Raw genomic sequence first — 12,121 nt, forward strand, 5'->3', positions numbered from 1 at the left:
ACCGCTCCGCGCTGCGGCGCTCACACGGACGCGGAGGCTTCCTCCACCAGTCCAGCGGACAGCCGGCGCACCCCCGCCTCGGCGCTGTACTCACCGCCGTCCGGGGCGATGTGCCGCAGGAAGCCCAGGTCCTGGCCGATGGTGACGACGGGTGGTTCCACCACTCCCCTCGGGCGGCGCTGGCCCAGCCCGACGGCGGCGAGCAGCCCGTTGCACAGGCACTGCCGGCCCTCCGTCTCCTCGAGGGTTCCGCCCTTGCGGACATGGGCGGCGGCGGGCTCCGCCGGGCAGCGGTAGCCGATGGTGCCGCGGCCGGTCCGGTACGGGGTCCGCAGATAGCCCAGGTCGCAGACGCGGGTACGGGCGGCACTCGTTCTCGCGTCGGCGAGAGTGCCCGGCAGCTCGGCGACCTTGAACGGGAAGGAGGTCGGGGAGGCCGCCGGATCATTACGCACCGTCAGCTCGCCCGCGAGTTCACGCTCGATCAGCTCCCGCCGCAGCCCCTCCTCCAGGCCCGACTCCTCGCAGAGCGCGAAGACGCTGCCGACCTGAACACCCGTCGCGCCCACCGCCCTGGCCCGGCGGACCTGCTCCGGTCCGCACTGGCCGCCCCCGATCCAGAACGGCAGACCGAGAGCGGCCATCCTCGCGAAGTCGGGTGTGTCCCGGGGACCGTAGACGGGGTCACCGTGCTCGTCCAGGCGCAGGGGTCCACGGGGCGGGGCGCTGTGGCCGCCCGCGCCGTGCCCCTCGACGACGAATCCGTCCGGCCTGGTCTCCTCGTCGCGGTTGAGATACGCGGCCAGGGCGGGCAGCGAGACGATGGCCAGGACCCGGGGCCGGCGCAACGGACCGGGGTCGGCCCCGCGCAGCATCGCGGCAGGGTCGAAGCGGAGCTCGTGCGGCTGGTCGTCGCCCTCCACGTCCACCCGTGCGAGAACCGGTTCCCGCCGGGCGAGTCCGCGCGCGATCCGGGGGATCTGGGCGGGAATGCCCGCGCCGACCAGGACGTAGTCCACGCCGGCCAGGATCGCCCCGAACATCGCCGGGAGGGTGGCCGGCTGGACCTTCTCCAGGTAGTTGACGCCGACCGGGCCGCCGTGCCCCTCCTTGGCCAGCCACACCTCGCAGAAGTTGGCGACGACGGTCAGCGACCGGGACGGGCACGTCTCGGCGGCCGTCATCAGAGGCGTGGCCGCGAACCGCTCGCCTTCCCGGATCCCGCCCTCCACGAAGTACCTGTCCCGGACCGCCCCGGCGAGTTCCGGTACGGGAAAGGCCGCCAGCGCCCTCCTGAGGTGCCCTTCCGGGTCGCCGGACTGCAGCCCCCGGATCAGCAGGGTCTCGAGGGCCGTACCGGAGACGACACCCAGTTGCCCGGTCCGCGCGACGGTCCGGGCGAGCCGCCACCCGGACACCCCCACACCCATCCCTCCCTGGATCAGCCAGGGCGGTTCGGAAGTCGTCCGGGGTGCGTTCATGAACCCTCACTCATGTTCGCCGCAGTGCCGCAAGCCCGCAGCGCCGCAGCACCACGGGAGCCAACCTTCGGTACCGTAACTTACGGCACCGTAGGTACGGGTGTACACCCGGGTGCCCGTGAGGTTCCGCGAGCGGGCGGTACGGCCCTCGGGCGGGGACGGGAGCGGGTGACTACGTGAAGTGGGGTGGGGCGGGGGGCTACGCGAGTTCGCCGGCAGCGGCCAGATCGTCGAAGAGCGACTGGTCGACAGGAGGCACCCGGTCCCGGTCGGCGTACGAGAACCAGGCCACCTCCTCGATCTCGCTGCTCGGGACCAGTTCCCCCCGGTATTCGGCGGTGTAGCAGGCCATCCGCACGACGGCACCGTCCGGGAGGCCGGGTACGTCGGCCTCGTACGTCCCCACATGGGCAGCGGTCCGCGGGTCGAGCAGAACCGTCAGCTCTTCCTCGATCTCACGCAGCAGGGTCTCCAGGTCGCTCTCCGCGCCCTCGCGCTTGCCGCCGGGGATGTAGAAGACGTCCTTTCCCCGTGGCCGCGCGCAGAGAACCCTGCCGCCCTCCACACGCACCCACGCCACTGTGTCGATCAGGACCGACATCACTCCGCCTTCACCATGGGAAACCTGGTCGGCAGGACCTTAGCGGGGCGTGGACCACGACCGGAGTCGTCCGGGCGTCCCCTCACGGAACCCGGCGGCTCCCACCCGGCAGCCGGCCCGCCGGGGAACACAGGCGGTTCCCCCTGCCCGGCCGGGCCCGTGGGAGATCAGTCGGCGGGGGTCGCGTTCCGCCCGATGCGCTCGACCCAGTACAGCTGCCTGTGCCCGCGGCCGTCGAGACTGTCCGCGATCTTCTGCGCCTCGGCGCGGGTCGCGTACCGGCCCACGCGATAGCGGTTGCCGTTGTCGTCCTGTCGCACCACGAGCCAGGGAAGCGTGGCCGTGCCGTCGTTCATCGCGCCCCTCCGCTTCCCGCCCGCGACCCGTGCCGCGCCCCACCCGGTAAGGAATCCCCAGTCCGCATATGCCCGAGCCTACGCCTTACCTTCACGCAGCGAATATGGCTTTACACAAAGAGGTACGCAACCAGCCAATATGCAGGGGGCGCATCACCGCGAATGCGCCGTACGCGAGTTCGACACATCCGGTCAGGGGCGTGCCGTCCCCACGCCCGTCACTCGGGGGCCACCTGCGAGAACGGCCAAATTCGTACGGCGCCCGGCCGGATGTGCCGCCGCCCGTCCGGGGGAGCGGATACCCGGACGGGGCGCAGAGGGAGTGTTTCGGGGTCGGCGACGGCTCGGGGTCGCGGTCCGTGACGGCCGCTGGTCCGGCTACTTCACCGGGAGGTGGTAGGCGACCCGGTACCGGTCGGCGGGGATCACCACGTCGGCCGTCTCGACCGGGCGGCCCGAGGCGTAGTACGTGCGCTGGATGACCAGGACGACATGGCCGGGGACACCACCGAGCAGCACCAGTTCCTCGGCGAGGCCGGGACGGGCGCCGACCTCCTCGGTCACGTTGTCCACGATCACGTCGATGGCACGCATGCGCTCGACCACGCCCATGCCGCCGAGGGGGCCCTCCTCGGGCAGCATCACGGGCGTCCGGCCGGTCAGGGCGAGCGGCTCCCAGGAAGTGGAGAGCATCATCGGCTCGCCCGCCTCCCGGAAGAGGTACCGGGTGCGCATCACCCTGCTCCCCGGCTCGACCTCGAGCCGCTCGGCGACAGCCCCGCAGGCGTCGGTCTGCTCACTGCTCGACTCCCAGGTGCCGCGCACGTCCCCGTCCGCCTGCTCCTGCCGGAACGGGGTGGCGCCGCGCTCCGGACGGAACCCGGAACGGGCCACGCGCCGGGGCACGGGCCGCTCACGGACGTACGTCCCCGAACCGGAGCGGCCCTCCACGAGACCCTCCGCCATGAGCACCTTGCGCGCCTCCAGCGCGACCGTGTCGGAGACGCCGTACTCCTCGCGGATCCTCGCCTGGGACGGGAGGCGGGTGTGCGGGGGCAGCCGACCATCGACGATCTTCTTACGGAGATCACCCGCGACGCGCAGATACGCCGGCTGCTCACCGAATGTCACTGGCCGCTCCCATCAGGTTGTACAGACAGCGACAGCGTGGCAACCGCAGGTTGTACCAGGCAAGTGAAGGCCAAAGAATCACTCGATGTGATGACAGACCTTGGAGGGGGTCTTTACGCAGGCCCTTTCTCCCCGCTATAGCGGGCCTCACACCTCGATACGGTCCTCATCGGCACCGCCGTCTCCGCCCCCGGTCCCGTCCTCGCCCCCGTCCTCGCCTTCGCCCCCGTCCTCGTCGTACGTGGGCGGGGTGGTGGCCAGGCCCAGCGCCTCGCGTGCGGCGACCGACTGCTGGGGGTCGATGAGTTCCCACCCCTTGTCGTAGTGCTCGTAGAAGGTGTCCACGTCGTCGGTCCCGGCGGCCTTCGCCCACGCGGCCTCGGCCTTCTCGAGGTCACCGGCGAGATCCGTCACCGGGCCCTCGGCGTCGGCGGGCCACTCGTGCTCCCGCAGCATCCCGCTCTGCTCGGCGAGCGCCCCGGCGATCTCCCGGGCCCACTTCCTGTGGCCGGGCAGGTCGTCCTCGACGAACTCCGACTCGGGGGCCTCCTCCAGCGCCGCGTTGATGACGTGCGTGCTCTTCAGGTAGGCCACCTGGTGCGCGTCGAGCGTGGTCTCGTCCCGGCGCAGCGAACCGGTGAGAGTGGCGTTCTCGTCCCGGTTGCCGAACACACAGGTGATCACGCGGTCGCCGTAGCGCCAGCTGTCCCTTGACGGGGTGAGGTGGTACACGTCCACGTCGGCCGGCAGGGCCCAGCCGTCCATGGCGTAGGCGTCCTGGAGGGCGTAGCACCGGTCGTCGGCGGTCCGGCCGATGTCGGCGGCGCCCGGGTAGGCGCCGTCGGACAGGAGGACGACGCCGAAGACCTCCCCGTCGTGCTCCCCCTCGCACGGCACCCGGTCGGCCTCGGACGCCCAGCCCACCAGACCGCCGGGCGAGTCGAAGCACTCGCCCTTCTCGAGGGTCGAGATCTCGTTGCCGCGCGTCACCTGGAGGTCGTCCCAGAAGCCGGCCGCGGCACCGGAGAGGACCATCCCCGCCCACGCCACCATCCCGGCGGCGGACATCGCGGCCCCGCCGATCGCCATGCCCCGGCCCTGCTCCCCCCGCCGGCGGATCTGCCGCAGCGCGACGAGTCCCAGCACGAGCCCGAGGACCGGCACGATCCACAGGAGGCCGAAGACGAGTGAGGCGATGGCGAGACCGTTGGTGGGGGGCGGGGGCCGGAACCCGTACGGGCCGTAGGGGCCGGGGGCGCCCTGAGGGCCGTACGGGCCCTGGGGATGGTGCGGACCCTGGGGGAACTGCGGTGGCGGGTACGCCTCTTGGGGCTGGGGAGTGGGGTACTGGCCCTGGGGGTGCTGCCCCTGGGAGCCCTCGGGCTGCCGGGGCCCGGCGGGCGGGGGTATGGACACGAGTACCGTGCTCCTGGTTCTGCCGTGCTGCTGCGGAGAGGTGCATGCGCTGATGCGGGCCGACATGCGGCTCCGCGCATCGTAAGCGCGGCCGGGCGGGGCCGTGGGGGCACCCCTGTTCGGGCCGGACCGAGCCCGGCGCACCTCCCGCACACACGCCTCGTCCCCGTGGCGGACGACCGGATCACCGACCCGGAGCCCGGCCACGAGGACGAGGGATGAGACGAGGGCCGGGCACCTGCCCGCGGGCCGGCCCCGTCACATCAGAACTGCAGGGCCCAGCCGTTCAGCCGGCCCGTGTCCCGTGTCGCGGTGTCGGCGACCCGCAGCTTCCACGTGCCGTTCGCGGCCTCCGAGGAGGCGTTGACCGTGTACGTGGTCCTGATGTCGTCCGCGCTGCCGCCGGTGCCGGACGCCTTCAGCGTGTACGCCGTGCCGTCGGGGGCGATCAGCTGGACCCGGAGGTCGCCGATGTAGGTGTGGGTGATGTCCACCTCGACGGCCAGGTCGGAGGGCGCGTTGCCGGAGACGCCGGAGACGGTTATCGGGGTCTCGACGGTGGAGTTGTCGGCGATGGCGACGCTCTGGGTGCTCTCGAAACGGTCACCGGTGGGCGGCGGGGTGGTGCCGCCCTGCCCGACCCGCAGCAGGAGGTTGGGCGAACCGCTGCCGGGGTTGCCGACGGCACCGCTGGTGGCGGCGGAGGTCAGCGCGGAGGAGACCTGGGCGGGGGTGGCCGACGGGTTGGCGGCCAGGTGCAGGGCGGCCGCGCCGGCGACGTGCGGGCTCGCCATGGACGTACCGGAGATGGTGTTGGTGGCCGTGTTGCCGGTGTGCCAGCTGGAGGTGATGGAGGAGCCCGGAGCGAAGATGTCCACGACCGAGCCGTAGTTGGAGTAGCTGGCGCGGGCGTCGGTGGAGGTGGTGGCGCCGACGGTGATCGCCTCGGTCACCCGGGCCGGGGACTTGGTGGAGGCGTTGGTGGACTCGTTGCCGGCAGCGACGACGAAGGTGATGCCGGCGTTGACCGCGTTGCGCACGGCCGTGTCGAGGACGCTGTCGGCGCCACCGCCCAGGGACATGTTGGCGACGGCCGGCTTGACCGCGTTCCGCGCGACCCAGTCGATGCCGGCGACGACCCCGGCGGTGGTACCGGAACCGGCGTTGTTCAGCACGCGGACGCCGACGATGTTGGCCTTCTTGGCCACACCGTGGGCGGTGCCCGCGACGGTGCCCGCGACGTGGGTGCCGTGGCCGTTGCCGTCCTGGGCGACGTTGTCGTTGTCGACGGCGTCGTAGCCGTGGGAGGCGCGGCCGCCGAAGTCGCTGTGCGAGATGTGGACGCCGGTGTCGATGATGTACGCCGTCACACCCTGGCCGGCCGAGTCCGGGTAGGTGTACGAGCTGTTCAGCGGCAGGCTCGCCTGGTCGATGCGGTCCAGACCCCAGGAGGGCGGGTTGGTCTGGGTGGCGGTGGTGTGGAAGGTACGGTTCTGGACCACCGAGGCGACGGCCGGGTCGGCGGCGAGACGTTTCGCCTCGGCCTCGGAGGCCTCGATCTCGTACCCGTTGAGCGCCTTGGTGTAGGTCCGCTCGATCTCGGCGCCGTACTTCTTGGCCACGGCGCGGCCCTCGGCGGAGCCGGACTTCGCCCGGTCCGCCCTCAGGGTCACGATGAAGCTGTCGCTGACGGCGTTCGCGGCGCCCTCGTACTGGATGGGGCCTTCGGCGGCGGCCGGGGCCGCGCCGGCGGGGAGCGCGGAGACGAGGCCCGCCATGAGCGCCGCGCTGGTCGCGACGCCGAGAGTGGCCAGTCTTCGGTGGGGGTGACGCATCAACGCCATGTGAGGGTTCCTCCTCGGTCGGGGTGCGTTGCCGTGGGGGTGGTGCTGTCGACGCACGTGCCGCGTGGGTGGCGCGGCCGGACGTTAATGACGTGGGCATGACAATGGTTACTGTCGGAACAACTACGTGCGTCAGCCGAAAGATTGAGGGTTCCACAGGAATTCCACAAGAGGGCCCACGGGAACGAAACAGCCCCGCCACGCGGGCGACATGTTCACCGGCCCGCCGGCCTCCCCCGCCATGGAACCCACGGAGCCCGGGAAGCCCGGGGGAGCGACGTCGCCGAGACGGTGCGGCGAGCCGCGCGCGACACGAACGGCCGACCGGCCGCCGAGGGGGTCCGGCGGCCGGTCGGCCGGTGTCGTGAGGGCGCGTCACGTGAGGGCGCGTCAGGAACCGCCGCGTCCTCTCCTTCGTGATGGCGGGCGGAGCCCTACTCGGTCGCGTCCGGCGCCGTGACCGTCGTGAACGGCAGCACGAGCCGGGAGGGGTGCTCGGCGTCGCGGTAGATCTTGTGGGTGACGGGGCGGCCCACCGGCAGGTGGAAGGCGTCCGGCGGCAGCAGCGCGTTGTGCTCGTCGGCCAGCGGCTCCGCGTTGGAGAGCTCCACGACCAGCTTGTGGCCCGGCAGGAACGTCGCCCCGAACGGGTAGACGCGCAGCACGTACTCCTCGATCCTGCCCGGCTCGACCGGCACCGCCCGGGTGTGCGGGTGGTGGGGGTCGCCCTCCGTGGTGCGCTCCTCGTCGAGCTCGCGGTGCGAGGCCTTGAGGTAGGCGGTCGTGATGAGCTGACGCTTGCCGTTCGGGGCCTCGTCCCACATGCGCAGGATGAAGTTCGTGTCGGGCTGGTCGATCTCCACGAAGAGGTGCGCCGCGCCCTGGCCGATCATCTCGGTGGGCTCGGTGAACGGAGCGGTGCTCCAGTCGAGGATCTCCACCTTGTCGGTCACCGTCAGCGGCGCCTGGTAGAAGCCGTCGGGGGCGGCGTACTCGGCGCCCATGAGCTCGGGCTCGAAGGACAGCTTGCGGCGCGGGCGCAGGTAGAGCGACTTGTATTCCACGTCCTTCGGCGGCCACTGCCCGCCGGTGACGGTCTCGCGCGAGCCCTCGACGTGGACGGTGACGGCGGGCTCGTCCATGATCCCGTTGTCGATGCCCTTGAGCCAGTACTCGTACCAGCGGAACATCTTGTCGTGCTCCTCGATGAAGGGGCGCGACTGCATCGGCGGGTAGGGGCCGATGTCGAGCTTCTTCGGGCCCTTCAGCGACTTGTACAGCTCGATGGTGCCGTCCATCGTCCAGCCGCGGCCCTGGTCGATCTGGAGCCAGACCGGGATGTCGATGGCGGGGGCGAGCGTGATCGGGTTGCGCTCCTCGTACCAGTCGCCGTCGACCTCGTTCATCACGATGTCGAACCAGGCCTCGTGGTTCTTCGGGTAGTTGAGCACATGGACCAGGTTGGGCCAGGCGGCCACGTCCGGGTCCTGCAGCCGCTGGGCGACCTTCTCCCTGATCTCCTCGGGGGAGAAGGTCTCGAGCATGCGGGACTTGACGCCGTCGGTGAAGGCCCAGCCGGAGTCGCCCCCGCGGCCCTCGCGGGCGGCACGCGGCATGAACCACATGACGCCGCCGTGGTAGGTGGTCTCGTAGAAGTCGTAGTGGCCGCCGCTGACGAAGATCGCCTTGAGGCTCGGCGGCCGCTCGGCCGCCGCCAGTACCTGCATCGAGCCGAAGTAGGAAATGCCGATCATGCCGACGTTGCCGTCGCACCACGGCTGCTGTGCGACCCACTCGATGAAGTCGTACGCGTCCTGGCCGAGCGGGACGCCACCGGCGTTGTAGTTGCCGATGTGCTCGCCCTCGGAGGCGCCGGAGCCGCGCAGGTCACCGATGACGTGGACGTAGTCCTCCTGGACGACGCGTGCGATGTCACCGGCCTCGATGCAGCCGTCCCACATCGGGCTGGGGCGCCGCTGCGGCGGCGTGGTGAGCGCGAGGGCCTGCAGCTCCTTGCCGTACGGGCTGAGCGCCACGAGCGCCGGACGCGGCTTGTCGTCGACGCCGCTGTAGGTGTCGGCCGCCAGCAGGACACCGTCGCGCATCGGCACGCGGAGATCCTTGCGGACGGCGATCTCCTGCCGGCCCGCCCGGATCGTCTGGAAGTCGGTCATGAGTGTGAAGCTCCTCCGGGGGTCTGGGGGGCGTCCCCCAGGACAGTGCGGTACGAGTTCTGGGGGTGCTGCGCGCGGTAGCCGTGCATCGAGGTGAAGAACGGCGACGGCTCGAGCGTGGGGTCGCCGGTGTAGCCGAGCTCCTCGGCGGTACGGGCGAACGGGGAGTACGGCGAGTCCGTCTCCTTCGGGCCGGCCTCCAGGCAGCCGCAGGCGGCCGCGGCGACGCGGCCCTCGACGGCGAGGCTCTGGTCGATGGCCTCCCGGGCCTGGGCGGCGTCGAGTTCGACGCCGTACGGCGTGCCGTCGGCGCGGCGGTACGGGTGTCCGAGGTACAGGTGCTGCGGACGGACCTCGTCGCGCAGGTACTCCAGACTGGCGCGGTAGGCGACCGGGTCCGTGTAGCCGGGGAAGCCGTTGGCGGCCCCGTGGACCTGCACGGAGTCGCCGACGAACACCGAGCGCTGCCCGTCGACGACGTAGGCGACCGAGCCGGGCGTGTGGCCCGGTATCGAGTGCACCGAGACGGTGACGTCACCGCCGAGGGAGAGGGTCTCGCCGCCCTTGACGAGCAGGGTGGGCTCCATCTCGCCGGAGATGACGGCGTTCGCGGCGGCCGTCACCTTCGCCTCTCCCTCCGGGTCGCCCAGGTACCGGCCCCGTCCCGCGAGGTACTCCTCCACGTGGGCCCGCCGCGAGCGGAGCATCGGCGCGTCGGCCTCGTGGATCACCACCTGGGCCCGCCGGCCGGTGAGCTCCCACAGGGCGTAGGCCCCGCCGACGTGGTCGATGTGACCGTGAGTCAGCAGGATCCAGCGCACGTCCTCGATCCGGCGCCCGATCGCCTCGAGGGCGGGAGCCATCCCTTCGGCGGGCGAGGAGCCGATCCCGGTGTCGACGACGGCCGGCTCGGGTGCGTCGATGAAGAAGCTGTAGAGACCGAACCGGCCCCACGGGGAGACCAGGGGGTGGACGGGGGCTGCGTGCGTCATGGTCCTCTTTCCGAACTCGTACGCGGCCGGCCGGGTCAGCGCCGGCCGAGGAAGTCGCGCGTCTCCTCGAAGACCCTGTGGTACTCCGGGATCCAGGAGAAGTGCTGGACGAATCCGTGGCCCGCGCCCTCGTACCGGCTCACCGTCGCCTCCACGCCGGCCTCCTGCAGCCGCCGGCCGTAGAGCTCGCCCTCGTCGCGCATCGGGTCGTACTCCCCGGTGACGACGAGGGCCGGCGGCAGCCCGGTGAGGTCCGCCCGCTTGATCGGCGAGACGAGCGGGTCCGCGGGGTCGGCGCCGCTGTCGATGTAGAAGGCGTTGAAGGGCTTCAGTCCCGCCGTCTCCAGGCCGTAGCCCACGGCGTTCTCCCGCAGCGAGGCGTAGCGGTCGACGTCGAAGTCCAGGTCGAGCGAGGGGTAGTAGAGGATCTGGTGCGTGATCCGGTCGAACCCGTCGTCGTGCGCCTTGGCCGCGACCGCGGCGACGAAGGTGCCGCCGGAGCTGTCGCCGGCGAGGGCGAGGGTCGTGCCGTCCCAGGCCAGGCTCTCGCCCTGCTCGGCGACCCAGCGCACGACCGCGTAGCAGTCGTCGAGACCGGCGGGGAAGGCGGCCTCGGGCGCCAGGCGGTAGCCGACGGAGACGACCTTGAGCCCGGTCTCCTTCGCCAGTGAGCGCGCGACGTGGTCGTGCGTCTCCAGGCTGCCGAGGAAGAACGCGCCGCCGTGGAAGTAGACCAGCACGCCGTGGCTGTCGGCCTCGGCCGGCGTGTAGATCCGTACCGATACCTCGCCCGACGCCGTCCGCGCGGTCACGTCCTCGACCGCGTGGAGCGGCAGGCGCTCCTCGGGGGGAGCGACGTGCGTCTCGTCCGCGGCGCGCATGGCGACCGGGTCGAGCGGGCCCTCGGGCGGGGTCGGCAGACCGGCGAGGAACTTGGCGATCTCGGGGTGCAGGGGCATTCCGTTACTCCTTCGGCGCGGCGTCGGCGGGCTTCTGGCCCGGGAAGACGTCTTCGATCTCTTCTTCGGACCAGCCCTGGCGCGAGATGGCCTGCAGCTTGTCGGTCTCCGGCTTGCGGGTGGCCTGGTACTGGGCCAGCGCCTCCTTCGGGGAGGCCGCGTCGCGCAGGGCGTCGGCGAGCGCGCCGGCGTCCTCGATGGCGGAGTTCGCGCCCTGGCCCTGGTGGTGCAGCATCGAGTGGGCCGCGTCGCCCACCAGGACCACCGAGTCCGAGTGCCACGTGTCGACCGGGTCGATGTCGTAGACCGCGCGGATGTTCACCGTGCTCATGTCCAGGCCGCGGGTGATGGCGATCAGGCGCTCGTCGAAGCCCTCCACCGTCGCCAGGATGTCGTCCTTGGTGACCTCGGGGTTCCAGGCGCCGTCCGGGCACAGCGCGGTGATGTCGAACGACACCTGGCCGCGGTGGCGCAGCGGCAGCAGGTAGACCTTTGTCCCCTTGCCGATGTACATCCGCAGGTTGTCGTCGGTGACCATGCCGTGGGCGTCGTCGACGGAGATGACCGCGCGGTAGGCGTGCTCGCCCGAGAACACCGGACCCTTGTCGCTGAACAGTTCCTTGCGCACCACCGACTTGATGCCGTCGGCACCGACGACCAGGTCGGCCTCGACGGTCTTGCCGTTGGCGAAGGTGAGGACGGAGCGGTCGCCGTTGTCCTGGATGCTCTCCAGCTTGTGCCCGAGGTGCACCATGCCCTCGGGGAGCACGCCCAGGAGGGCCTCGATGAAGTCGCCGCGGTGGATCAGGTGGGTGTGGGTCTGCTCGCCGTCGGCCGGCCACGCCTCTTTCATGATCGGGTCACCGGTGGCGGTGAGGATCTCGAAGTACTCGCTCGGCGAGGTCACCTTCGCGATCGCCTCGAAGATGCCCCACTGGCGGAACCGGTTCATGGTGGAGGGACGCAGACCGATCCCCGCGCCGACCTCCCGGATCCGGTTCGCCTGCTCGTAGACGTCGACCTCCGCGCCCAGCAGGCTCAGGGCCTTGGCCGCCGCCGCGCCGCCGTACCCCGCACCGACGATGGCGATCTTCAGGTTTTTCAGTTCTGAGGTCTGCATGGTGGTTCTCTCTGATTCTGGAAGGTCAGGAAGACCGTGAAGGGTCA

Annotated in this window: 10 protein-coding genes; all 10 read right to left on the reverse strand. The window is 71.3% G+C overall.

Translation table 11 applies throughout. From position 1 onward, the window contains the following. Nucleotides 1-20: 20 nt before the first annotated feature. Nucleotides 21-1,481 carry a nitronate monooxygenase gene (locus ACIF80_RS01800; protein WP_399798078.1) on the reverse strand — a complete coding sequence of 487 codons (1,461 nt, stop codon included), beginning with the start codon at nt 1,479-1,481 and terminating at the stop codon, nt 21-23. Between the two features lie 199 nt (nt 1,482-1,680). Then, nucleotides 1,681-2,082 carry an NUDIX domain-containing protein gene (locus tag ACIF80_RS01805; RefSeq protein WP_399798081.1) on the reverse strand — a complete coding sequence of 134 codons (402 nt, stop codon included), beginning with the start codon at nt 2,080-2,082 and terminating at the stop codon, nt 1,681-1,683. Between the two features lie 167 nt (nt 2,083-2,249). Next, the gene (locus ACIF80_RS01810; protein ID WP_399798083.1) at nt 2,250-2,438 is read right to left on the reverse strand and encodes an SPOR domain-containing protein; all 189 of its coding nucleotides are present in this window, start codon (nt 2,436-2,438) and stop codon (nt 2,250-2,252) included. Between the two features lie 378 nt (nt 2,439-2,816). Then, a complete protein-coding gene (locus ACIF80_RS01815) occupies nt 2,817-3,569 on the reverse strand; it encodes a GntR family transcriptional regulator (protein ID WP_399798085.1) in 753 nt (250 codons plus the stop codon). A gap of 147 nt (nt 3,570-3,716) precedes the next feature. Continuing rightward, nucleotides 3,717-4,985 (reverse strand): DUF4190 domain-containing protein, encoded by a 1,269-nt coding sequence (locus tag ACIF80_RS01820; RefSeq protein WP_399798088.1) that lies wholly within the window; start codon nt 4,983-4,985, stop codon nt 3,717-3,719. 263 nt (nt 4,986-5,248) lie between these two features. After that, nucleotides 5,249-6,829, reverse strand: coding sequence for a S8 family peptidase (locus ACIF80_RS01825; protein WP_399798091.1), 1,581 nt, complete (start codon nt 6,827-6,829; stop codon nt 5,249-5,251). A gap of 434 nt (nt 6,830-7,263) precedes the next feature. Next, nucleotides 7,264-9,003 carry a CocE/NonD family hydrolase gene (locus tag ACIF80_RS01830; protein ID WP_399798093.1) on the reverse strand — a complete coding sequence of 580 codons (1,740 nt, stop codon included), beginning with the start codon at nt 9,001-9,003 and terminating at the stop codon, nt 7,264-7,266. Continuing rightward, nucleotides 9,000-9,995 carry an MBL fold metallo-hydrolase gene (locus ACIF80_RS01835; protein WP_399798095.1) on the reverse strand — a complete coding sequence of 332 codons (996 nt, stop codon included), beginning with the start codon at nt 9,993-9,995 and terminating at the stop codon, nt 9,000-9,002. Before ACIF80_RS01835 ends, ACIF80_RS01830 begins: the two co-directional genes overlap by 4 nt. A 35-nt stretch (nt 9,996-10,030) precedes the next feature. Continuing rightward, nucleotides 10,031-10,954, reverse strand: a complete 924-nt coding sequence (locus tag ACIF80_RS01840) for an alpha/beta hydrolase (RefSeq protein WP_399798098.1) — start codon at nt 10,952-10,954, stop codon at nt 10,031-10,033. 4 nt (nt 10,955-10,958) lie between these two features. Further along, nucleotides 10,959-12,074, reverse strand: coding sequence for an FAD-dependent oxidoreductase (locus ACIF80_RS01845; protein ID WP_399798100.1), 1,116 nt, complete (start codon nt 12,072-12,074; stop codon nt 10,959-10,961). Nucleotides 12,075-12,121: the final 47 nt, after the last annotated feature.

Source organism: Streptomyces sp. NPDC085927 (assembly GCF_044540975.1).
Classification (GTDB): domain Bacteria; phylum Actinomycetota; class Actinomycetes; order Streptomycetales; family Streptomycetaceae; genus Streptomyces; species Streptomyces hirsutus.

Coding starts and splice junctions, on each gene's coding strand:
- ACIF80_RS01800 (WP_399798078.1), bottom strand. CDS start 1,481: ATGAACGCACCCCGGACGACTTCCGAACCGCCCTGGCTGATCCAGGGA.
- ACIF80_RS01805 (WP_399798081.1), bottom strand. CDS start 2,082: ATGTCGGTCCTGATCGACACAGTGGCGTGGGTGCGTGTGGAGGGCGGC.
- ACIF80_RS01810 (WP_399798083.1), bottom strand. CDS start 2,438: ATGAACGACGGCACGGCCACGCTTCCCTGGCTCGTGGTGCGACAGGAC.
- ACIF80_RS01825 (WP_399798091.1), bottom strand. CDS start 6,829: ATGGCGTTGATGCGTCACCCCCACCGAAGACTGGCCACTCTCGGCGTC.
- ACIF80_RS01830 (WP_399798093.1), bottom strand. CDS start 9,003: ATGACCGACTTCCAGACGATCCGGGCGGGCCGGCAGGAGATCGCCGTC.
- ACIF80_RS01835 (WP_399798095.1), bottom strand. CDS start 9,995: ATGACGCACGCAGCCCCCGTCCACCCCCTGGTCTCCCCGTGGGGCCGG.
- ACIF80_RS01840 (WP_399798098.1), bottom strand. CDS start 10,954: ATGCCCCTGCACCCCGAGATCGCCAAGTTCCTCGCCGGTCTGCCGACC.
- ACIF80_RS01845 (WP_399798100.1), bottom strand. CDS start 12,074: ATGCAGACCTCAGAACTGAAAAACCTGAAGATCGCCATCGTCGGTGCG.